Here is a 21372-nt window from a genome sequence, read left to right as displayed (position 1 = left end):
CGCCGTCTAGTTTTGCCGGTCGTCATAGCCCAGCGAGCGCAGCGCCCGTTCGTCGTCGGACCAGCCGGCTTTGATCTTGACCCACAGGGTCAGCATCACCTGACGCTCAATCAGGTTCTCGATGTCCTGGCGGGCCTGCATGCCGATTTTCTTGATGCGGTCACCGCCCTCACCGATCAGAATTTTCTTCTGGCCACGGCGCTCCACCAGAATGGTGGCGGCGATCTCGGTCACTTTGGGGCCGTCCTGCCAGAGGTCGATTTCCACGGTCATCTGGTGGGGCAGTTCCTGGCCGAGCTGGCGCACCACTTTTTCGCGGATGATCTCGGCGACCATAAAACGCAGGCTGCGGTCGGTGAGCTGGTCTTCATCAAACCAGAACTCGCCTTGCGGCAGCCGTTTGGCGATCGCCACTTCCAGTTCTTCCAGGTTGTGCCCGCCCAGGGCGGACACCGGGATCAACTCGGCGAACGCGCGCCGCTCACCCAGCGCCTGCAAGTGCGGCAACAGCACGCTTTTGTCCTCGACCTGATCGACCTTGTTGACCACCAGGATCACCGGGGTATCGCCGGCGCGCTCCAGCAATGACAACACGTGCTCGTCGCCTTCGGTCCATTTGGTGGAATCGACCATGAAGCAGATCAGGTCCACGCCGGAGAGCGCCGACATGGCGGCCTCGTTCATGCTGCGGTTGAGCGCCCGGCTCTGGCCGCTGTGCAAGCCCGGGGTATCGGCGAACACGATTTGATAGTGCTCGCGGGTCAGAATGCCGTGGATACGGTGGCGGGTGGTCTGCGGTTTGCGCGAGGTGATGCTCACCTTCTGGCCGAGCAGGTGGTTCATCAGGGTGGATTTGCCCACATTGGGGCGGCCGACAATGGCCACCAAACCGCAGTGGCGGGCTTCGGCGTCGCTCATAGATTCTGCTCCAGCCAGCTTAGCGCCTGTTCGGCGGCCTGCTGTTCGGCGCGCCGGCGGCTGGGGCCACCGGCGACGAATTCCCGCTGCAACTCCGGCAGCGCGCATTTCACTTCAAAGGTCTGTTTGGGGGCCTGGCCGGTCACCGCCAGCACCTCGTACAACGGCAGCTCATGTTTGCGCGCCTGCAGCCATTCCTGCAACCGGGTTTTCGCGTCCTTACGCGCGCTTTGCGGCGAAATGGCCTCCAGGCGTTCGGCGAACCAGCCCAGCACCACCCGTCGGCAGGCTTCCTCGCCGCCATCGATGACCATGGCGCCGATCAACGCTTCCAGCGCGTCGGCGAGGATCGAATCACGCCGGTTGCCGCCGCTTTTCAACTCGCCGCCGCCGAGAATCAGGTATGCCCCCACACCCAGTTCCCGGGCCACCTCGGCGAGCGTCTGGCCACGCACCAAGGAGGCGCGCATGCGGGTGAGCTGGCCTTCCGCCGCTTCCGGAAAACGATGAAACAATTCAGTGGAGATGATCTGGCTGAGCTGGGCGTCGCCGAGAAATTCCAGCCGCTCGTTGTTGCTGCGGCGGCTGACGCTGCGGTGGCTGAGCGCCAGCTCCAGCATGTCTGGATCGTGAAAGGTGTAGCCAAGACGGCGGCAGAGGCGGGCCCGGTCATCCATCACTGAGTCATGTTCTTGGTGAAATCGTCTTCGAAGTGCATCACCACGGATACGTTGTAAAACAGGGGCTGTCGCACTTCGTAATCGACGCCGACCACCAGTTCGCCGCCTTCCTTGTCGATCTCCAGATCATTGGCACTGATCGCGGTGACCTGATTGATGGTGAACCGTTTGCTCAGGGCATTGCGCACTTCGCGCTCGGACATCAGCGCGCTCTGGCTGTCTTCCAGCAACGAGGTGATCGCCGATCGGATGGTGTTGTATTCCATGTAGGCCGGCACCATGCGGAACGCGGCGGTGCCGAACACCGCCAGCACGATCATCACCACCACCCAGCCCAGCAGTGACAACCCGCGTTGCCGCGAGCGCGCCGCGAACGCCTGGCCAACCTTCCCCAAAGGCTGCGTTTTCACTTTTTATTCTCCACCTGATCAATGCCGCCATTGCGGGAGAAGCTGGGCAGGGAGAAGATCGGATCCCAGTGCATCCAGATCAGAAATGCCTGGCCCACCACCAGCTCTTCCGGCACGAAACCCCAAAAGCGGCTGTCGTTGCTGTTGTCGCGGTTGTCACCCATGACGAAGTAGGCGCCTTCCGGCACGGTCCATTCGCCCTGGGTGCGACGCGGGATTTCCGGCTCTCCGCTGAACGGATTGACCGGCCCTTCCTGCCAGATCAAATGCCTGGCCTCGCCCAGTGTTTCCACGTATTCGCGACGCCAGACCCGGCTGTTTTTCAGTTCGTTGACCCGCTCACGCTGCACCTGCTCGCCGTTCACGTAAAGCACGTTGTCACGCACTTCAATGTGATCGCCGGGCAGCCCCACCACTCGCTTGATAAAGTTCTGGGCGGTGTTCTGCGGGAACTTGAACACCATCACATCACCGCGCTCCGGCTCGCCGGTGGGGATGATTTTGGTGTTGGTCACCGGCAGGCGCAGGCCATAGGCGAACTTGTTGACGAGAATAAAATCATGGACTTGCAGCGTAGGCAACATGGAGCCGGAGGGAATGGTGAACGGTTCCACAATGAAAGAGCGAATCACCAGCACCACCAGAAACACCGAGATCAGCGAGTTCGAGGTTTCCACCATGCTGGCGGTGGCGCCGGGGCGCCGGCGCAGCTTGAACACACGATCCGCCAACCAGATCAGCACCGTTACCAGCAGCGCCAGGGTCAACCAGAATCCGACATCGATATCCATCAATCATCCACCTTGAGTACGGCAAGAAAGGCTTCCTGTGGAATCTCCACGTTGCCCACCTGCTTCATGCGCTTTTTGCCTTCTTTCTGCTTCTGCAGCAGTTTCTTTTTACGCGACACGTCGCCGCCGTAACACTTGGCGGTAACGTTCTTGCGCAACGCCTTGACGGTCTGGCGGGCGATGATCTTGCTGCCGATCGCCGCCTGGATGGCCACGTCGAACATCTGCCGGGGCACCAGTTCCTTCATCTTTTCGATCAATACGCGGCCACGATGGGCGGAGTGATCCAGGTGGCAGATCATCGCCAGGGCATCCACCTTATCGCCATTGATCAGCACGTCCACCTTAACCAGTTTGGTGGTCTGGAACCGCTCGAAGGTGTAATCCAGGGAGGCGAAGCCACGGCTGGCGGATTTGAGCCGATCAAAGAAATCGAGCACCACCTCGGCCATCGGGATGTCGTAGGTCAGCGACACCTGCTTACCCAGGTACTGCATGTTTTTCTGTTCGCCACGGCGGTCCACGCACAGGCTGATCACATTGCCGACGAATTCCTGGGGCACCAGGATATTGACGCGCGCCACCGGCTCGCGGAATTCCTCGATCTTATTGCCTTCGGGCAGATCGGAGGGGTTGTCCACGTAGATGGTGGAACCGTCGCTGAGCAGCAACTCATAAACCACCGTGGGCGCGGTGGTGATCAGGTCCATGTCGTATTCGCGCTCAAGCCGCTCGTGGATGATCTCCATGTGCAGCATGCCGAGAAAACCAACGCGGAAACCAAAGCCCAGGGCATCCGAGGTTTCCGGCTCGAAAAACAGCGAGGCGTCGTTGATCGACAGCTTGGAAAGGGCATCGCGGAAGTCGTTGTAGTCGTCCGCGTTGACCGGGAACATACCGGCGTAGACCTGCGGCTTGACCTTCTTGAAGCCGGGCAGCGCTTTCACATCCGGAGTTTTGGCGTGGGTCAGGGTGTCACCCACCGGGGCGCCGTGGATGTCCTTGATGGTGGCGCTCACCCAACCCACTTCGCCAGCCTCGAGCATTTTGGTCTCGGTGCGCTTGGGGGTGAAGATGCCCAGGCTGTCGACCACATGGGTCTGGCCGGTGGATTTCACGTGAATCTTGTCGCCCTTGCGCAGCCGGCCGTATTTGACCCGCACCAGCGAGATCACGCCCATGTAGTTGTCGAACCAGGAATCGATGATCAGCGCCTGCAGGTGATCCTCGCGGTTGCCTTCCGGCGCCGGGATGCGCTCCACCAGCTGTTCCAGCAGGTCGTCCACGCCGACCCCGGTCTTGGCCGAGACCCGGCAGGCGTCGGTGGCATCCAGGCCGATGATCTCTTCGATCTCGTGGATCACCTGATCCGGCTCCGCCTGGGGCAGATCAATCTTGTTCAGTACCGGCAGCACTTCCAGGTTCTGCTCGATGGCGGTGTAGCAGTTGGCCACCGACTGGGCCTCCACGCCCTGGGCGGCGTCCACCACCAACAGCGCGCCTTCGCAGGCGGCCAGCGACCGCGATACCTCGTAGGAGAAATCCACGTGGCCCGGGGTATCGATGAAGTTGAGCTGGTAGGTCTCGCCATTACGGGCGGTGTAATGGAGCGTGACGCTCTGGGCCTTGATGGTGATACCACGCTCACGCTCCAGATCCATGGAGTCCAGCACCTGCTCCTTGAGCTCACGATCACTGAGCCCCCCGCAGACCTGGATAAACCGATCCGCCAGGGTGGATTTGCCGTGGTCGATGTGGGCAATGATGGAGAAGTTGCGAATGTGCGTAATGTCGGTCACAAATGTCCGCCAAAGATGGAAACAGTGGGCCGCGATTCTATCGGATCGGGGCCGCGCTGAATAATCCTGTTTGCCGGAAAACGCGGCGATCGGGCAGCGCCGGCCACCGCAGGGGCGAATTCACCCCTGCGGTGCGCCATGATCGCGCCGCTTACGGCTGCTGGCTGAGTTTGAGGGCCAGGAAACGGGCGTTGCCCTGGCGGTTGATCAGCGCCGCCACGGTGCCTTCCTTGGGCAGTTCAGCGACAATCTTCTTGTAGCTCTGGGCGTCCTTGACCGGTTTGCCATTAAGGCTGACCAGCAGATCACCGCTGGCGACGCCGGCACTGGCGGCGGGCCCGTCACCGGCTTCGGTGACAATCACGCCGCTTTGCGCCTCCAGACGCTGCAATTCCGCCGCGCTGGCGGTGCGCACCGCCAGACCCAGCGCGTTGCTGGTCTGCCCGGGTTGGCCGGCGGAACCGCTGTTCATGGCCTGTTGCGGGTTTTTTGGCAGCTCACCGAGTTTGACGTCCAGGGTCTTTTCTTCGCCGTCGCGCATCACTTTCATTTCCGCTTCGCTGCCGGCCTTCATCGAGCCCACCAGCTTGGGCAGCTCGGCGGAACGCTCGATGGCGCGGCCGTCGAACGAGAGGATCACATCACCGGCTTCCAGGCCGGCTTCCGCCGCCGGGGAGTCTTCCTGGACCTGCGCCACCAGCGCCCCCATCGGGCGCGGCAAGCCGAAGGATTCCGCCAGATCGCGATCCACTTCCTGAATCAGCACGCCCAGCCAGCCACGGCTGACCGAGCCGTTTTCCTTAAGCTGGTTGACCACGTTCATGGCCAGATCAATGGGGATCGCGAAGCTCAGCCCCATGTAGCCGCCGGAGCGGCTGACGATCTGCGAGTTGATGCCCACCACCTGGCCGCGCAGGTTGAACAGCGGCCCACCGCTGTTGCCCGGGTTGATCGCCACGTCGGTCTGAATGAACGGCACATAGTTGTCGGTGGGCAGGCTGCGGCCCTTGGCACTGACGATGCCGGCGGTCACCGAGCTGTCAAAACCAAAAGGCGCGCCGATGGCGAGCACCCACTCGCCGACCTTAAGGGCATCGGAGGAGCCGATGTCCACCACCGGCAGATCCTTCGCTTCCACCTTGATCAGCGCCAAATCGCTCTGTTCGTCGGAGCCCACCACCTTGGCGTCCAGCTCGCGGCGGTCCTGCAGGCGCACCACGATCTCATCGGCATTGCCGACCACGTGGTAGTTGGTCAGCACGTAACCGTCGCTGGAAATGATAAAGCCCGAGCCCAGGGATTCCACATCGCCCTGGGGCGGCATGCCACCACCGGGGCCGCCGGGGCCGCCGCCGAATTCATCGAAAAAGCGGCGCAGCATTTCCGGCATGCGCTGCATTTGCGCCTGCTTGTCGTTGTTTTTGTCCGGGTGGGTGACGGTGCTGATGTTGACCACCGCGTCGCCCTCTTTTTCCACCAGGGCGGTGAAATCAGGCAGGCCGGAGACCAGCGGCTTGGCGTCTTCGGGCTGGCTCTGCCGGGCCACCGGCTCACTATTGTCGGTGCTAGCGTTATTGTCCTTGCCCGCGCTGTCGTTGTTCTGGCCGCAGGCGGCCAGCAGCCCCAGCGACAACAGCACCACCAGCAACGTTTGCGTATTGGTCCGAAACTTCCCCATGAAAGGCTCCCTTGTGTTTGCCATTTCAATCTTTGTGAGCCATCACGGCTCCCCGGAGTGCCGCCGACGGCGGCACCGAATCATTGAATCTGGATGATCGACTCACCGGCGCGGGAGCGGCCCAGGACCACCGGCTGATCGGCAGGCCTGGGGGCGCCGGTGGCGCGCCAGCGATTGCACAAAAATCCCAACGCCAACCCGGCGACGCCGAAGGCGGCCGCGCCGTCGAACGGCAGCGGCAGCGCACTGCCCAACAGAGCGCCGGCGAACAACAACGCCATCGGCAGGCCATACACCCACAGGGCACCGCGCAGCAGCGCGCCCTCGGGAATGCCGACCACGACGGTATCGCCCTCATTGAAATCGGTTAACGCGCGCTCGCTGGCCACGCGCAGCCGCGCCCGCTGGCCAGCGGAGGCGTGATTGATCAGACGGTGGCCGCAGCCCGAACGGGCCTGACAGGATGAACAGGTACTGGCACGCACGGTTTCCACCCAGATCGCACCGGGCTCCCGTGCCACCACGCGCCCGTGCTCTTCGATCATGGCCGGGGTCCGTGACTCATCGCGCCGGCGCCGGGCTCAAACGCACCGCCTGCATGACCCGCTCGGCGGTGGGCTGGGGGATTTCGCCGATCAGACTGACCAGATAGCTTTGGCCGGCCACGTCCAGGTGGCGGCTGATCGCCACCGTGGGCCCGACCCGGCTGACGCCCTCTTCCACCTGCTCGGTGTCGACCGCTTCGACGAACACCGTGAAGGTCGCCAGGCCGTCGCTGAAGCTCTGCGCCGCCACCGGCGCACGCTGCTCGCCGACCCGGCGCCAGTCGCGGTCCACCGCTTCGAAACCGCCGGGCAGCCACGAGGCCTGCACGCGGACCCGATCGGATTGCGACGCCGGCACGTTTTCCAGGGCGCGCTCGGACAACACCTTGGGCACCTGGAAGTCGGCGCGGTTCAGCGCCGGATCAAGGTTCAGAGTGACGAACTCGACGCGCTCAAGGGCCATGCCGCCGGCGTCCACCATTTCTGATTTGAGCATCAGATAGCTTTCGTCGTCGATCCACAAACGGTAGCCATAGCGGTGGTTGTCCAGCGGCGCCACGCGCATGCGCGTGGCCGCCCGGCCGGCCACGCGGCCGTCGCCGTCGACCAGAACATTGTATTGATCGGGAATCGAGCTGGAGAGGCGGTCGCGGAAGGTGAGTAGATCGGTGCCGCCATCGGTGATCCGCGTCAGGGTGCCGTTGGGGTGCAGCGCGACCAGCTCATCGCCGAGGCGCAGCACCTCCACCAAGCGGCCATCAAGGTGGGTCAGACGCTGGTATTCCTCACCGTCGAACACCGCGTGGCGCACCTCCATGGTGCTCACTTCGGCGCCGAACTGGTAGAGAAAGCGTCCTTGATAATCCAGGCCCTTGGAGGCTTGCGCCATCTCCGCCAGCAGAGTCTGGGCGGGTGAGGCAGCGGCGAAGGCGAGCGGCGTGACCAGGGTCAATCCAAGGGCGAGGAGGCGAATCATTCGTTAGCGGGCTCCATCGCGGGCATCCATGCTCACCAGGCGGGCGTAGGGCATCATCCCCTGGCCGCTGTGACGGGCCGCGAATTCACTGTGGCGCAGCATCATCGCGTTGACGCGGGGCTGCGAAGTATTGACGGTGGCGGCTTTGGCCTCCGGGCGCATCGTCTGCGACACCAGCGAGGCCTCGCCAAACGGACGGCTCAGGCGTTGTTCAGCGGCCATCATGGCGGGTACGGCGGGGGCGGCGCTGTCGTTGGCGGCCAGCGTCGGGTTCACGCCACCTACCGGTGCGCTCCAGTATTGCCAGCCCAGCACCGTGGCGGCGGCCACCGACGCGGCCACGGCCACCCGGGCGAACCCACCCACCATGCCGTTGGAACGGCGTGCCGGCTTCTCTTCTTGCGCCAGCGCCTGGGACAGGCGGGCGTTGAATGAAGCAGGCACGGCCATGGTCGCCTGGCCGTGCATGGCATCGCGCGCCAGTTGCCAGCGGCCCAGGGTATCCAGATCGGCCGGATTCAGGTCGCGCAGCACTCGCCGCGTTTCGAAGTCGTTGGTTTCACCGTCCAGAAAAGCGGACAGCGTTTCGAAGTCCCTGCTCATGTCCTCACCCTACCCTTTATCGCCGCGTTGCGAGCCCAGCAGGGGCCGCACCGCGAGATCGATGGCTTCACGGGCCCGGAATATCCGCGAACGAACGGTACCCACCGGGCACTCCATGACCGCCGCTATGTCTTCGTAGCTGAGACCCTCGAATTCACGCAGGGTCACGGCGGTCTTTAACTCCTGGGGCAGGTCCTCAATCGCCTTGTGGATTACCGCCTCCAGTTCCTCAGACAACACGTGGGACTCTGGGGTTCCAATTTCATGGAGCATCTCCGCGCCGCTGTACTGTTCGGCTTCGGCGGCGTCCAGGTCGGAGCCCGGCGGGCGGCGGCTCATGGCCACCAGATGGTTCTTGGCGGTATTGACGGCGATCCGGTAAAGCCAGGTGTAAAAGGCGCTGTCGCCACGGAAACGAGGCAGCGCGCGCCAAGCCTTGATAAAGGCTTCCTGGGCCACGTCCTGAACCTCATCGTGGTCGCGGACATAACGGCTGATCAGCGCAAAAATGCGCTGCTGATACTTGAGCACCAGCACTTCGAACGCCCGCTGATCGCCGGTTTTCGCGCGTTTGACCAACTGTTCGTCAGACACCTGGGGCTCCTTCAAAGCGACAGGCCCGCGCGCACCAGGGCGATGCGCCCGGCATCAACGACGGGGACCTGGCGGCCACACAGGCCGGCTGGCTCGCGGAGCTGAACCTGGAATCGGATACAATCACCTTTTCGACGGAGCACTTTGGTCCCCCAGACCTTTTATCACTAGGCCTGTCGTTTGATGGGTCGGTGGCGCGCCCTGACGGATCAGGCCACCGACAACGTGTTTAAACACTCCCCGCAGGCGGTTGCGGACCGCCCTCGCGGCATTGCCACAACGGTGAAGACTATAACCCAATCCGCTAACGGATTGATTTTCCCGGGGTTCGGCCCCTTCAAAAGGGGGTCCCGGGAGCACGCCCGGCCAACCGGCCGACCGTAAAAGCGCGATATTGTAACAGCAGTTGGTGGCGCCGCTATACTAGCGGCGACGGAACCGGTTGTTTTCACAATGGTTCAACATTTCGCACCCCCGGGCAAAGCGGTGATCCCGCGCCCCGGCACCCGCTTCGCGAGGCTTCATGGCGATATTCAGATACGACGTCCTGATCATTGGTTCCGGCGCCGCCGGATTGACGGTGGCGCTGCGCCTGCCCGGCGACACCCGCGCGGCGCTGCTCTCCAAAGGCGAGCTGACCCACGCCAGCACCTATTACGCCCAGGGCGGCGTGGCCGCGGTGCTGGACGGCGCCGACTCGCTGGAGAGCCATGTCCAGGACACCCATGTGGCCGGTGGCGGCCTGTGCCATGACGACGCGGTGCGGTTCACGGTGGAGAACGGCCCGGCGGCGATTCGCTGGCTGATCGACCAGGGCGTGGATTTCACGCGCCTGGACGGCGTCGAGGACAGCCCCCTGCCCTACCACCTGACCCGCGAGGGCGGCCACAGCCACCGACGTATCATTCACGCCGCCGACGCCACCGGCGTGGCGATTTCCAGCACCCTGATCGAGCGGGTCAAGGAACGCGACAACGTGGCTCGCTTCGAACACCGGGTGGCGGTGGATCTGATCACCCAGCAGCACGACGGGCCGAACGGTAAAGAGCGGCGCTGCTGCGGCGCCTACGTGCACAACATCAAGACCGGCGAGACCGACGTGTTCCTGGCGCGCTCGGTGGTGCTGGCCACCGGCGGCGCCTCCAAGGTGTACCTGTATACCTCCAACCCGGACGTGGCCACCGGCGACGGCATCGCCATGGCGTGGCGGGCCGGCTGCCGGGTCGGCAATATGGAATTCATGCAGTTCCACCCCACTTGCCTGTATCACCCCAAGGCGAAGAGCTTCCTGGTTACCGAGGCGATCCGTGGCGAGGGCGGCCGGCTGTTGCTGCCCAATGGCGAGCGCTTCATGCAGCGCTTCGACGAACGCGGCGAGCTGGCGCCGCGGGACGTGGTGGCGCGCGCCATCGACCACGAAATGAAACGGCTGGGGGCGGACTGCCTGTATCTGGACATCAGCCACAAACCGGCGGATTTCATCATCGAGCACTTCCCCACCGTGTACGCCAAATGCCTGCAACTGGGGTTGGACATCACCCGCGACCCGATGCCGGTGGTGCCCGCCGCCCATTACACTTGCGGCGGCGTGGTCATCAACAGCAACGGTGAAACCGACGTCCCCGGCCTGTATGCCCTGGGCGAAACCAGTTTCACCGGTTTGCACGGCGCCAACCGCATGGCCAGCAATTCGCTGCTGGAATGCTTCGCCTACGGGCGCGCGGTGGCCGATCACATCGGCGCCCACCTGGCCGGGATGCCGGAGCCACGGGACGCCAGCGAGTGGGACGACAGCCAGGTCACCGATTCCGATGAAGACGTGGTGATCAGCCACAACTGGGACGAGCTGCGCCGCTTTATGTGGGACTACGTGGGCATCGTGCGCACCGTGAAACGCCTGGAACGGGCGCTGCACCGGGTTGATCTGCTCAAGCGGGAAATCGGCGAGTACTACAGCAACTACCACATCAGCAACGATCTGCTGGAATTGCGCAACCTGGTGGTGATCGCCGATCTGATCATCCGCTCGGCGCTGCAACGGCGCGAAAGCCGGGGCCTGCATTTCATGCGCGAGTTTCCCGGCGTGCTGCCGGAGGCGCTGGACACCATTCTGGTGCCGCCAACGCCGCTCAGCGAGAGCGTTGCATCCATAGCACCTGGCGCAACGGGGTGAGCGCGGCGGCGCTGCCCTGGTCGGCGAACAGCCACACCCAGCCGTAATCCGGGCAATGCAACGCCAGCCAGCCGGGCCGCATCAGCACCCGGAACGGCGGGCTCACCTGCAGCCGGCGCCGGTCCGCCAGCTCCAGGCGCAGCCCCTGCGGCGCCACCTCAACGGCGCGCGGCAGCGGCAACCGCCAACGGCGCGCCAACGCCATGGCGGCCAGGCCGGCCAGCGCCGCCACGCTCAGCGGCAGGGCACTGAACATCAACGCGACACCGGTGATCGCCAGCGCCACCCGGCGCAGCCGCACCGGGTAGCGCGAGGCGCTCAGTTCAACTCTTATCGGCCACACGGCGAATCATTTTGCGCACAAAATCGCGCAACTCCGGGTCTTCGGGCTCGGAACGCTGGGTAAACCAATCCAGCAGGTCGACGTCGTGACACTCCAGCACCCGCGCGAAGCGCGCCTGATCCTGGTCGTCGTCGTCAACGAAATAGCGCTCCAGATAGTCGTTCAGCACCACCTCCACCTCGGAGGCACCGCGCCGGCACTGCCAGCGGTAGCGGCGCTGCAATTGTTGCGGGCTCTCTTGTTGCGCGTTCATGGCATCCTCGATATTAAGCAGGCTTTTGGTGGTTCAGCCCTTTAATCCGGGCGCCGTCAGCCTCATGACTGACAGCCACTGGGGCGATTATCTATCATCTGCGTTCCACCTGACACAGCAACGGGGATTCTATGAGCGCATGGCAAGCTCTGCTTGGCGACCAAACGCCGGCGCACGGCGGCACCGCCGAACCCTCCCTGGCGGTTTGCGATCACCTGGCGGTGATCCGCGTTACCGGTGAAGAAGCCGGCGACTATCTGCAGGGGCAACTGACCTGCGACCTGAAACACATCGACGCCGGTGGCCACCGCGCCGCCATGCATCTGTCGTTGAAAGGCCGCGGGCTGGTCAGTGTGCGCCTGCTGCCCGTGGCCGAGGGCTACCTGATCCTGTGCCCGGCGAGCCAGAGCGCGGCCACCATCAAGAGCCTGGAAAAATACAAACTGCGCGCCAAGGTCACCTTCAGCGAGGCGCCGGAGTGTCTGGTGGCGGGGCTGTCCGGCGCGGTATCGGCGACCCTGGCCGACGCCCACCTGCCGGACCCGCAGCCCGGCCAGGTGCTCAGTGACGACGCCGTGACCGTGCTGCGTTTCGCCCATGGCGATCTGGCCCTGGTGATCGCCGATGCCGAGGCGCTGGCCGCGCACTGGCCGGCTCTGAGCGGGCCACGCCGGCTCATCGACAGCGCCGGCTGGCGCTTCCAGGAAATTTCCATCGGCGAGGGCCAGATCTACCCCGGCGGCGAGGATCTGTTTCTGCCGCAGGTGCTCAACTACGACCTGCTCGGCGGCGTCAGCTTCAAAAAGGGCTGCTACACCGGCCAGGAAGTGGTGGCGCGGATGCACTTCAAGGGCAAACTGAAACAGCGCATGGCGCTGTTCGCTTACCAGGGCGAGCCGCTGGCCGCCGGCCAGCCGCTGCGCAATGGCGACGGCCGCGCCGTCGGCGAGGTGGTGGACAGCGCCCCCGGCGAGCCTTCGCCGCGCCTGCTGGCGGTGGTGCGCCTGGACCATCAGGGTGAGCTGTATGCCGAGGAGCAACCCTTGAACGCCGAGGCTCTGGCGCTGCCTTACCCGCTGCCCAAGCCTCGGGAATAGAAAGGCGGGAGCAGCAGGCCGGGCCGGCGCCGGCGTTGAATTCTGATGTGGAAGCGGCCCCTGACCGCGAATCGGCTTGGCCCGGCCTCGCCTTCGGCTCGGTTCGCGGTCGGGGACCGCTCCCACAGCGGCGCTGTTCCCTGCATCCTGTTCCCTCCTGTACCGTACTTTACTCCATCAAAGATCGGCGAGCGGGTGCTTGGGCAGCGGGTTGACGAAGAACTCGTCGATGTAGCCGGCCGGCACTTCGGCCACCGAGCGGTGGCGGAAGCGGGGGGCGCCGTCTTTGTCGATCAGCAGGGCGCGCACGCCTTCGCGGAAATCCGTGTGTTGGCCGCATTGAACCGCCAGGCACCATTCCATGCGAAACACCTCGGCGAGGGACCGGTGGCGGCCGCGTTCCAGCTGTTGCCACACCAGATGGGCGGTTTGCGGGCAGCCTTTGGCGAGGGTGCCACGGGCGCGGTCCAGCCAGCCGTCGCATTGCTTGCAGGCCAGGATGTTGTCCACCACCTCGGTGATGTCGGCGCCGTCACACAGGCGGTTGATGGTGTCCAGGTGGCTGAGCACGGCGCCGTCCAGGCCGTCCGGCCGTGCCGCGCGCTGGCGCAGGGCGCGGTACAGGCGGCGGTGGTTGTCGCCGTCGTCGTCGCTGTAGTCGCCGGCCAGCAATGCCTGGAGCAAGGTGTCCCGGTCATCGTCGATAAAGCGGTCGGCCAGGCCCAGGTCGAGGGCGTCGCGGGCGTTCAGGTGTACCCCGGTAAGGCCCAGGAACAGGCCGGTTTTGCCGGGCAGGCGGTTGAGGAACCAGCTGGCGCCCACGTCCGGAAACAGGCCAATGGAGATTTCCGGCATGGCGAGCCGGCTGTTGCCGGTGACCAGGCGGAAATCGCTGGCCTGCATCAGCCCCATGCCGCCGCCCATGACCAGGCCTTCGGCCCAGGCGATCACCGGCTTGGTGCAGGTGTGCAGGCGGTAATCGAGGCGATACTCGGCGGCGAAGTACTCTTCCACGAACGGGTTTCGCGCCTGCCCGGAATATTTGACCATGCTGGCGTGCAGGGCGATCACGTCGCCGCCGGCACACAGCGCCTTGCCGCCGGCGCCCTCCAGCCAAATAGCAACCAAGCGCGGGTCATCCAGCCATTGATCCAGGCGCGCATCGATGGCCTGGATCATGTCCAGCCCCAGGGCATTCATGGCACGCGGCGCGTTGAGGATGACGCGGCCGAAATAGCGGCCGTCGGCGGTGGGCAGTTCCTGAAACTGTACGGTGTCGGTCATGCCAACGGGTCCTTCCCTTTCTCTCTTGGATAGAAACTTGAACAATGGGCGTGCCCGGGGCGTTGCCGCGCGGGCACCACGCGATGTCCTGGGCAAACGTCCCGCAGCGGACGTCAGCGCAGCGCCCAGTCGATCGGCTCTTTGCCCTGTTGCAGCAGATACTGGTTGGCGCGGGAGAAATGCCCGCAGCCGATGAAGCCCCGGTGCGCCGACAGCGGCGAGGGGTGCGGCGCGGTCAACACGCAGTGGCGCTCGCGGTCGATCAGCTTGCCCTTCTTCTGCGCGTAGCTGCCCCACAGCATGAACACCACGCCCTGGCGTTCACGGTTGATGTGCTCGATGGCCTGATCGGTGAAGCGCTCCCAGCCCTTGCCCTGATGCGAGGCGGCCTGGCCGGCGCGCACCGTGAGCACCGCGTTGAGCAACAGCACGCCCTGCCGCGCCCAGGGCTCCAGATTGCCGTCGGCGGGCGCCGGAATGCCCAGGTCGCGCTCGATCTCCTTGAAAATATTGACCAGCGACGGCGGCGTGCGAACGCCCGGTTGCACCGAGAAGCACAGGCCGTGGGCCTGGTTGGGGCCGTGGTAGGGGTCCTGACCTAGGATCACCACCTTGACCTGCTCGAAGGGGGTCTCGTTGAACGCCCGGAAGATGCTGTCGCCGGGCGGGTAAAGGGTCTCGCCGGCGCGCTTTTCTTCGCGCAGAAATTGCTTCAGCTCACGCATGTAGGGCTGGTCGAATTCGCCGCCAAGCTGCGCCTTCCAGCCCGGCTCCAATTGCACTTGCGCTTCAGGCATGGGGCACCAGTTTTTCCAGAAGATGGCGCATGCGGCGGTGAATCTGCGTCTGATCGGCCCATTCCGGGTGGGTCAGCAGGCGCACTTCGATGGCCATGATGTGGCCATGAATCAACTCCGCGTCCAGTTCCGGGTCCGCCGAGCCGAACGCCCGGCAGGCGTCCACCAGCAGCAGCCCCAGCTCGCGCAGGTACAGATCGGCCATGCCGCGCAGGCGCTCATCGAGGATCGCTTCTTGCAAAAAGGCCTGCTCCGCCACCAGATGACCACGACGGTTGTTGATCTCGTCGAGAATAAACAGGGTGGTCATGGTGGAGAGTGAGTCGATCAGTTGCTCGCGCCGGTCCGGGGCGCTGCCGGCCTGTTCGCGGAACGCCTCGATCAGGCTGAACGCCTGGTCGCGGAACGGCCGCACCACCTGCTCCAGGGCACGCTCGGCGAACAGCGTGAAGGTGTCCGCGATCAGGTCGGAGATGTCCTTGAAGTAATAGGTGGTCGCCGACAACGGCACGTCCGCCTCGCGGGCCACCGCCCGGTGGCGCACCGCGCGGATTCCTTCACGCACGATAATCGCCAGCGCCGCTTCCAGAATCGCCTGGCGGCGTTGTTCGCTGCCGGCCCGTCGGGCCTTGCGTCCCTGATACTGGATTGCCGTAGTCATAATGCTGTCCGCTGAATGTATGATCGCGAGGTCCGTGTCACGGCAACATCGCTCATCCGGCCATCCGGCCCGAGGGCAATCAATACCGTAAAAGTCCGCCCCACGGCAACCGTCGGCTACCGTGGCCTCATATGCGGAAACAAAATCACATCCTTGATGGTGGGCGCGTCAGTGAACAACATCACCAACCGGTCGATGCCAATGCCTTCACCGGCGGTGGGCGGCAGGCCGTATTCCAGCGCGGTGATGTAGTCAGCGTCGTAGAACATCGCCTCGTCGTCGCCGGCATCCTTTTCGGCCACCTGGGCCTGGAAGCGCTCGGCCTGGTCCTCGGCGTCGTTGAGCTCGGAGAAACCGTTGGCGATTTCGCGGCCGCCGACGAAGAACTCGAACCGCTCGGTGACGAACGGGTTGTCGTCCCGACGGCGCGCCAGCGGCGACACCTCGGTGGGGTAATCGGTGATGAAGGTCGGGTCCTTGAGGCGGTGCTCCACGGTCTTCTCGAAGATCTCGATCTGCACCTTGCCCAGGCCCCAGATGTCCTTGAGCGCAATGCCCAGGCCCTCGGCGATGCGGCGCGCACCCTGCTCGTCCGCCAGTTCACCGGCGTCGATGTCCGGGTTGAACTGCAGGATCGAGTCGAACACCGACAAGCGCGCGAACGGTTTGCCGAAGTCGTAGGTTTCGCCCTGATATTCGATTTGCGTCTTGCCAAGTACCGTTTCCGCCAGCTTGCGCAGCATGTCCTCGGTGAGGTCCATCAGATCCTGGTAATCCGCGTAGGCCTGATAGAACTCCAGCATCGTGAACTCGGGATTGTGGCGTGTGCTCAGCCCCTCGTTGCGGAAGTTGCGGTTGATTTCGAACACCTTCTCGAAACCGCCCACCACCAGCCGTTTCAGATACAGCTCCGGCGCGATGCGCAGGTACATCTGCAAGTCCAGGCTGTTGTGGTGGGTGACAAAAGGCCGCGCCGTGGCGCCGCCGGGGATCACCTGCAACATCGGCGTTTCCGCCTCGATAAAGCCCTGCTCGACCAGATAGTTGCGAATCCCGGCGACCATCCGCGAGCGAACCTGAAAGGCACGGCGGCTGTCTTCGTTGACGATCAGATCCACATAGCGCTGACGATAACGCGCTTCGGTGTCGGTCAGGCCTTTGTGTTTCTCGGGCAGCGGGCGCAGGGATTTGGTGAGCATCAGGTACTCATCCATCATCACGTACAGGTCGCCCATCCCCGATTTACACAGGGTGCCGCGCACTCCCACCACGTCGCCCAGGTCCCAGTGCTTGGTGTCTTTCTGCACCGGTTTGGGGGCGAAAATCTGAATGCGGCCGGACATGTCCTGAAGCACCTTGAAGGCCTTGCGGTCGAGCATCAACCTGCCGGCCACCGCCACCTGGACGTTTTTCTCGGCCAGCTCTTCCTTGCTCAGTTCACCGTATTGCGCCTGCAGATCGGCGGCCAGGCTGTCGCGGCGAAAATGATTGGGGAAGGCGCCGCCGCCGGCGCGCCATTCGCCCAGCTTGGCGCGGCGCTCGGCGATCAGGCGGTTTTCGTCCTGGGCGTCGGCGTTCGAATTGGTTTGGTCTTTATTCATAGCGTCTCGGTCCCGATACAGCGCCTGACGCTGGACGCCAGACGCCGGACGCTTTCTCGGTGGTAGCGTCCGGCGTCTGGCGTCTGGCGTCCAGCGTCTTTACAACCCGCTTTTCAGCGAGGCTTCGATAAAGCGATCCAGGTCGCCGTCGAGCACCTGCTGGGTATTGTGGCTTTCCACGCCGGTGCGCAGATCCTTGATGCGGCCATCGTCGAGCACGTAGGAGCGGATCTGGCTGCCCCAGCCGATGTCGGCCTTGGCGTTTTCCTGGGCCTGCTTCTCGGCGTTGCGCTTCTGCGTTTCCAACTCGTAGAGCTTGGCCTTGAGCATCTTGGTGGCCTGGTCCCGGTTCTGGTGCTGGCTGCGCTGGGACTGGCACTGGGTCACCACGATGTGTTCCTGGCCGGTGTCCGGGTCGGTGAAGGTGTAGGTCAGGCGCACCGCGGAATCGGTCCGGTTGACGTGCTGGCCGCCGGCGCCGGAGGCGCGGTAGGTGTCGGTGCGCAGCTTGCCCGGGTCGATCTCGATCTCGAAGTTATCGTCCACTTCCGGTGACACGAACACGGAGCTGAACGAGGTGTGGCGGCGGCCGCCGGAATCAAACGGGCTCTTGCGCACCAGCCGGTGCACGCCGGTCTCGGTGCGCAGCCAGCCATAGGCGTATTCGCCTTCGAAACGGACGGTGGCGGATTTGATCCCGGCCACGTCGCCGGCGGAGGCTTCCACCAGCTCGGTCTTGAAACCGTGCGCCTCGCCCCAGCGCAGGTACATGCGCAGCAGCATTTCGCCCCAGTCCTGGGCCTCGGTGCCGCCGGAGCCGGCCTGGATGTCCAGATAGGCGCTGGCGTTGTCCATTTCGCCGGAAAACATGCGCCGGAATTCCAGATCCGCGACCAGCGCTTCGAGCCGCTTCAGGTCCGCCTGCACCTCTTCCACGGTGGCTTCGTCGTCTTCCTCCACCGCCAGTTCCAGCAGGTCCCGGGTGTCACCAATGCCCTGGGTGGCGCCGTCCAGAGTGGACACCACCGACTCCAGTTGCGAGCGCTCCTTACCCAGCGCCTGGGCGCGTTCCGGCTCGTTCCAGACGTCCGGCAGCGCCAGTTCGCGCTCTACTTCGACCAGTCGTTCGCTTTTGAGATCGTAGTCAAAGATACCCCCTCAGCGCGTCCACGCGCTCGGCCAGATCGGAGAGGTGGGTTCGCAGCGGATTCACTTCCATAAACGGTTTCAATCCCAATCGGTTGTATAAGGCAGGAAAGGCGGCGCATTCTACCGTTTCGTCCGGCCCCTGACGAGGCCGGCGCCACGGGGGTATTCAGCCCACCAGCTCGTAGACGTGGTAGGCCTCGGGCTTGAGATTGTCCAGGGTGGTGCCGATGTAGCGGGCGTTATCCGGAATGCCACTGCCGGTGGCGAACACCTTGAAGCGGCGCACTTCTTTCGGGGTGTCGATGACGGTGTCGGCGTCCACCTCGACCCACATGTACACCACCCGCTCCTGCTGGATGTAATCCACGCGCAGCACTTTGCCGGTTTCCGGCAGCTTGATGTCCTGAACCTCGGCGCCGATTTCCAGGCGATGCTTGTGTATTGTTTTCATGCGTTCCCTCCGTTAAGGGTGCCAGCCGCCGGCGGCGATAGCCGCCCGCGGCGCGTCGAATCCGGCCTTGTGGGCCGGAAGATAAAGAATCGGGTACCGCGCGCCGGTTCTGGCGCAAGGCGCAATCCTAGCAAATGCGCCGCGCAGAGGCATCAGCCGGTTTGGGCTTGCCCCCTCTCCCTGCCCCTCCCCCGCCAGGGGGGAGGGAACCGGTTAGAGCCGCCGTGCCCTAGCCGGTTTGAGCCTGCCCCCTCTCCCTGTCCCTGCCCCGCCTGGGGGGAGGGAACCGGTTAGAGCCGCCGTGCCCTAGCCGGTTTGGGCTTGCCCCCTCTCCCTGTCCCTCCCCCGCCAGGGGGGAGGGACCCGGTTAGAGCCGCCGTGCCCTAGCCGGTTTGAGCCTGCCCCCTCTCCCTGTCCCTGCCCCGCCTGGGGGGAGGGAACCGGTTAGAGCCGCCGTGCCCTAGCCGGTTTGGGCTTGCCCCCTCTCCCTGTCCCTCCCCCGCCAGGGGGGAGGGACCCGGTTAGAGCCGCCGTGCCCTAGCCGGTTTGAGCCTGCCCCCTCTCCCTGTCCCTGCCCCGCCTGGGGGGAGGGAACCGGTTAGAGCCGCCGTGCCCTAGCCGGTTTGGGCTTGCCCCCTCTCCCTGTCCCTCCCCCGCCAGGGGGGAGGGACCCGGTTAGAGCCGCCGTGCCCTAGCCGGTTTGAGCCTGCCCCCTCTCCCTGTCCCTGCCCCGCCTGGGGGGAGGGAACCGGTTAGAGCCGCCGTGCCCTCTGGAGAGTGCCCTCTCCCCTCGCGGGAGAGGGACAGGGAGAGGGGGACCTTCCCTCACACCGCCCGCAAAAACTCGAACAGCAACTGCGGCTGGCGCAGGCCACGGAATTCGTTGACCTCCAGGCGGTAGATCCCTTCGATGCGGCTCAGGCGGGCGCCCAGCAGCGCCGGGGCGGCGTTGAAGTGGATGCCGTCCACCACCGAGCGGCTGGCCGGCAGACCCAGGGTCAGTTTCAGGTGCCGCTCGCCCACCACCCGGTGCTGGAGCACCTCGAAGCGGCCGTCAAAGCGCGGCGCTGGAAACCCCTGGCCCCAGGGAAAACGGTGGTTGAGCAGCTCGGCGGTGCCCAAGCAGATGTCGCTCTCGGCCAGTTCGCCGTCGGTGTCCACCACTTCGTCGAACAGATCGGCGGCGGCCACCGCCGCCACCGCCTGCTGGAACGCGGCAGTGAAAGCGGCCAGGTCGGCGGCGGCCAGGGTCATGCCGGCGGCCATGGCGTGGCCACCGAACTTGTGCAGCAGGCCCGGGTGGCGGGTGGCCACGGCGTCCAGCACGTCACGCAAATGCAGGCCCGGGATCGAGCGCCCGGAGCCTTTCAGCAGGCCAGCCTCACGGGCCGGGGCAAAGGCGATCACCGGGCGGTGCACCGCTTCCTTGACCCGCGAAGCCAGAATGCCCACTACCCCTTCGTGCCAGTCCTCGCCGTGCAGGCACAACGCCACCGGCAGACGCTCGCGCTCGCCGAGCCGCGCCACCTCGTGCATGGCGGCGTCGCGCATGCCCTGCTCGATGCCGCGCCGTTCGCGGTTGATGGTGTCCAGTTCCTCGGCGTAGCGACGCGCCTCGGGCGCGCTTTCGGCGAGCAGGCATTCAATGCCGTGGCTCATGTCCGCCAGCCGGCCGGCGGCGTTCAGGCGCGGCCCCACCGCGAAGCCCAGATCGGCGGCCACCAGGCGCGCCGGGTCACGGCCGGCCACCTCCAGCAGCGCGCGAATCCCCGGGCTGCCCTGGCCGGCGCGCAGGCGGCGCAGGCCCTGCTCCACCAGGATGCGGTTGGTGCCGTCCAGCACCACCACATCAGCCACCGTGCCCAACGCCACCAGATCAATCAGGTCGACCACGCCGCCTTTCACGTCCAGGCGGCTTTGCAGCGCCATCAGCAGATAGAACGCCACCCCGACACCGGCCAGATTGACCGCCGGGAAATCCTGGCCGGGCAGGCGCGGGTTGAGCAGCGCGTCCGCCTCGGGCAGGGTGTCGCCGGGCAAATGGTGGTCGGTGATCAGCACGCGCATGCCCGCCGCCCGGGCGGCGGCCACGCCATCGATGCTGGCAATGCCGTTGTCCACGGTGATGATCAGATCCGGGTTCATGGTGTCGCGGGCCAGTTCGACGATCGCCGGCGACAGGCCATAGCCGTATTCAAAGCGGTTGGGCACCAGAAAATCCGGGCGCGCGTAGCCCAGCCGCTGCAGCCCGCGCACCATCAGCGCGGTGGCGGTGGCGCCGTCGGCGTCGTAATCGCCGACCACGCAGATGCGCCAGTGCTGCTCGCGGGCCTGCAGCAACAGGGCCAGCGCCGCTTCCAGCCCGCCGAAGCGATCCGGGCGCGGCAAGCCCTTAAGCGTCAGCTCCAGTTCCGAGGCGTCCTTAACACCACGCGCCGCCAGCACCCGCGCCAGCAAAGGCGGCACATCGGGCCAATCCGGAACGGCAACGGCGGGACGGCGGCGAAGGCGGGGAAACGGGCGGTCGGTCATGGGGGAGTCCGGGCAAACGATGGGCGCAAGACTCCCG

Annotated in this window: 21 protein-coding genes; 2 read left to right on the top strand and 19 right to left on the bottom strand. The window is 65.0% G+C overall.

From position 1 onward, the window contains the following. Window positions 1-6: 6 nt before the first annotated feature. The 10 genes from era to rpoE all read right to left on the bottom strand — a co-directional run bounded on the left by era (window position 7) and on the right by rpoE (window position 8994). Window positions 7-918: a GTPase Era gene (gene era / locus CGS25_RS06340; protein WP_089031589.1), complete on the bottom strand. Its 912-nt coding sequence runs from the start codon at window positions 916-918 to the stop codon at window positions 7-9. After that, entirely contained in the window at window positions 915-1595 is a 681-nt protein-coding gene (gene rnc / locus CGS25_RS06335; protein WP_089031588.1) for a ribonuclease III, read from the bottom strand. Before rnc ends, era begins: the two co-directional genes overlap by 4 nt. Then, window positions 1595-2008 carry a DUF4845 domain-containing protein gene (locus tag CGS25_RS06330; protein WP_232802287.1) on the bottom strand — a complete coding sequence of 138 codons (414 nt, stop codon included), beginning with the start codon at window positions 2006-2008 and terminating at the stop codon, window positions 1595-1597. Before CGS25_RS06330 ends, rnc begins: the two co-directional genes overlap by 1 nt. Next, the gene (gene lepB / locus CGS25_RS06325; RefSeq protein ID WP_089031587.1) at window positions 2005-2799 is read right to left on the bottom strand and encodes a signal peptidase I; all 795 of its coding nucleotides are present in this window, start codon (window positions 2797-2799) and stop codon (window positions 2005-2007) included. The genes CGS25_RS06330 and lepB overlap by 4 nt, the downstream gene beginning before the upstream one ends. Beyond that, on the bottom strand, window positions 2799-4598 hold the full coding sequence (lepA, locus tag CGS25_RS06320; protein ID WP_089031586.1) for a translation elongation factor 4: 1800 nt from the start codon (window positions 4596-4598) through the stop codon (window positions 2799-2801). Before lepA ends, lepB begins: the two co-directional genes overlap by 1 nt. Window positions 4599-4749: 151 nt before the next feature. After that, the gene (locus CGS25_RS06315; protein WP_101674956.1) at window positions 4750-6276 is read right to left on the bottom strand and encodes a DegQ family serine endoprotease; all 1527 of its coding nucleotides are present in this window, start codon (window positions 6274-6276) and stop codon (window positions 4750-4752) included. An 80-nt stretch (window positions 6277-6356) separates the two neighbouring features. Further along, window positions 6357-6821, bottom strand: a complete 465-nt coding sequence (locus CGS25_RS06310) for a SoxR reducing system RseC family protein (RefSeq protein WP_101674955.1) — start codon at window positions 6819-6821, stop codon at window positions 6357-6359. A gap of 16 nt (window positions 6822-6837) precedes the next feature. Continuing rightward, entirely contained in the window at window positions 6838-7797 is a 960-nt protein-coding gene (locus tag CGS25_RS06305; protein WP_089031583.1) for a MucB/RseB C-terminal domain-containing protein, read from the bottom strand. Between the two features lie 3 nt (window positions 7798-7800). Then, window positions 7801-8400, bottom strand: a complete 600-nt coding sequence (locus CGS25_RS06300) for a sigma-E factor negative regulatory protein (protein WP_089031582.1) — start codon at window positions 8398-8400, stop codon at window positions 7801-7803. Between the two features lie 9 nt (window positions 8401-8409). Next, window positions 8410-8994, bottom strand: a complete 585-nt coding sequence (gene rpoE, locus CGS25_RS06295; RefSeq protein ID WP_089031581.1) for an RNA polymerase sigma factor RpoE — start codon at window positions 8992-8994, stop codon at window positions 8410-8412. A 523-nt stretch (window positions 8995-9517) separates the two neighbouring features. On the opposite strand from rpoE, the gene nadB reads away from it, so the two are divergent. Beyond that, window positions 9518-11167, top strand: a complete 1650-nt coding sequence (nadB, locus tag CGS25_RS06290; protein WP_089031580.1) for an L-aspartate oxidase — start codon at window positions 9518-9520, stop codon at window positions 11165-11167. Here the strand turns inward: nadB and CGS25_RS06285 are convergent. Together CGS25_RS06285 and CGS25_RS06280 are read right to left on the bottom strand one after the other, a co-directional pair. Continuing rightward, the gene (locus CGS25_RS06285; protein ID WP_157933787.1) at window positions 11124-11510 is read right to left on the bottom strand and encodes a hypothetical protein; all 387 of its coding nucleotides are present in this window, start codon (window positions 11508-11510) and stop codon (window positions 11124-11126) included. The two genes, nadB and CGS25_RS06285, sit on opposite strands and share 44 nt — an antisense overlap. Next, the gene (locus CGS25_RS06280; protein WP_089031578.1) at window positions 11491-11763 is read right to left on the bottom strand and encodes an FAD assembly factor SdhE; all 273 of its coding nucleotides are present in this window, start codon (window positions 11761-11763) and stop codon (window positions 11491-11493) included. Before CGS25_RS06280 ends, CGS25_RS06285 begins: the two co-directional genes overlap by 20 nt. A 131-nt stretch (window positions 11764-11894) precedes the next feature. Between CGS25_RS06280 and ygfZ the strand changes: the two genes are divergently transcribed. Further along, entirely contained in the window at window positions 11895-12860 is a 966-nt protein-coding gene (ygfZ, locus tag CGS25_RS06275) for a CAF17-like 4Fe-4S cluster assembly/insertion protein YgfZ (protein WP_101674953.1), read from the top strand. Between the two features lie 177 nt (window positions 12861-13037). Here the strand turns inward: ygfZ and CGS25_RS06270 are convergent, their stop codons facing one another. From CGS25_RS06270 to recJ, 7 genes are all read right to left on the bottom strand, one after another. Beyond that, entirely contained in the window at window positions 13038-14144 is a 1107-nt protein-coding gene (locus CGS25_RS06270) for an enoyl-CoA hydratase/isomerase family protein (protein WP_101674952.1), read from the bottom strand. Window positions 14145-14257: 113 nt separating this feature from the next. Beyond that, entirely contained in the window at window positions 14258-14941 is a 684-nt protein-coding gene (gene ung, locus CGS25_RS06265) for a uracil-DNA glycosylase (protein ID WP_089031575.1), read from the bottom strand. Then, entirely contained in the window at window positions 14934-15602 is a 669-nt protein-coding gene (locus CGS25_RS06260) for a TetR/AcrR family transcriptional regulator (protein ID WP_089031574.1), read from the bottom strand. The genes ung and CGS25_RS06260 overlap by 8 nt, the downstream gene beginning before the upstream one ends. Window positions 15603-15718: 116 nt before the next feature. Beyond that, on the bottom strand, window positions 15719-17203 hold the full coding sequence (lysS, locus tag CGS25_RS06255) for a lysine--tRNA ligase (protein ID WP_101674951.1): 1485 nt from the start codon (window positions 17201-17203) through the stop codon (window positions 15719-15721). A gap of 99 nt (window positions 17204-17302) precedes the next feature. Further along, window positions 17303-18422 (bottom strand): peptide chain release factor 2 gene (gene prfB, locus CGS25_RS06250; protein ID WP_101674950.1). Its coding sequence is split into 2 segments (ribosomal slippage): window positions 17303-18349 and window positions 18351-18422, totalling 1119 coding nucleotides; the frame shifts between segments, so codons are not numbered across the junction. A gap of 96 nt (window positions 18423-18518) precedes the next feature. Continuing rightward, window positions 18519-18803, bottom strand: a complete 285-nt coding sequence (locus CGS25_RS06245) for a DUF7352 domain-containing protein (RefSeq protein ID WP_089031571.1) — start codon at window positions 18801-18803, stop codon at window positions 18519-18521. An 825-nt stretch (window positions 18804-19628) separates the two neighbouring features. Further along, the gene (recJ, locus tag CGS25_RS06240) at window positions 19629-21335 is read right to left on the bottom strand and encodes a single-stranded-DNA-specific exonuclease RecJ (RefSeq protein ID WP_101674949.1); all 1707 of its coding nucleotides are present in this window, start codon (window positions 21333-21335) and stop codon (window positions 19629-19631) included. Window positions 21336-21372 lie beyond the last annotated feature (37 nt).

This window comes from Alloalcanivorax mobilis (assembly GCF_002864685.1).
In the GTDB taxonomy this organism is placed as follows: Bacteria; Pseudomonadota; Gammaproteobacteria; order Pseudomonadales; family Alcanivoracaceae; genus Alloalcanivorax; species Alloalcanivorax mobilis.
Note: the sequence above shows the minus strand (reverse complement) of the source record. Positions and strands in the feature narration are given on the sequence as shown.

Bases quoted from the DNA above. Each gene is read 5' to 3' on its own strand.
- era (WP_089031589.1), bottom strand. From the start codon at position 918: ATGAGCGACGCCGAAGCCCGCCACTGCGGTTTGGTGGCCATTGTCGGC.
- rnc (WP_089031588.1), bottom strand. From the start codon at position 1,595: ATGGATGACCGGGCCCGCCTCTGCCGCCGTCTTGGCTACACCTTTCAC.
- lepB (WP_089031587.1), bottom strand. From the start codon at position 2,799: ATGGATATCGATGTCGGATTCTGGTTGACCCTGGCGCTGCTGGTAACG.
- CGS25_RS06315 (WP_101674956.1), bottom strand. From the start codon at position 6,276: ATGGGGAAGTTTCGGACCAATACGCAAACGTTGCTGGTGGTGCTGTTG.
- CGS25_RS06310 (WP_101674955.1), bottom strand. From the start codon at position 6,821: ATGATCGAAGAGCACGGGCGCGTGGTGGCACGGGAGCCCGGTGCGATC.
- CGS25_RS06305 (WP_089031583.1), bottom strand. From the start codon at position 7,797: ATGATTCGCCTCCTCGCCCTTGGATTGACCCTGGTCACGCCGCTCGCC.
- CGS25_RS06300 (WP_089031582.1), bottom strand. From the start codon at position 8,400: ATGAGCAGGGACTTCGAAACGCTGTCCGCTTTTCTGGACGGTGAAACC.
- nadB (WP_089031580.1), top strand. From the start codon at position 9,518: ATGGCGATATTCAGATACGACGTCCTGATCATTGGTTCCGGCGCCGCC.
- CGS25_RS06280 (WP_089031578.1), bottom strand. From the start codon at position 11,763: ATGAACGCGCAACAAGAGAGCCCGCAACAATTGCAGCGCCGCTACCGC.
- ygfZ (WP_101674953.1), top strand. From the start codon at position 11,895: ATGAGCGCATGGCAAGCTCTGCTTGGCGACCAAACGCCGGCGCACGGC.
- CGS25_RS06270 (WP_101674952.1), bottom strand. From the start codon at position 14,144: ATGACCGACACCGTACAGTTTCAGGAACTGCCCACCGCCGACGGCCGC.
- ung (WP_089031575.1), bottom strand. From the start codon at position 14,941: ATGCCTGAAGCGCAAGTGCAATTGGAGCCGGGCTGGAAGGCGCAGCTT.
- CGS25_RS06260 (WP_089031574.1), bottom strand. From the start codon at position 15,602: ATGACTACGGCAATCCAGTATCAGGGACGCAAGGCCCGACGGGCCGGC.
- lysS (WP_101674951.1), bottom strand. From the start codon at position 17,203: ATGAATAAAGACCAAACCAATTCGAACGCCGACGCCCAGGACGAAAAC.
- CGS25_RS06245 (WP_089031571.1), bottom strand. From the start codon at position 18,803: ATGAAAACAATACACAAGCATCGCCTGGAAATCGGCGCCGAGGTTCAG.
- recJ (WP_101674949.1), bottom strand. From the start codon at position 21,335: ATGACCGACCGCCCGTTTCCCCGCCTTCGCCGCCGTCCCGCCGTTGCC.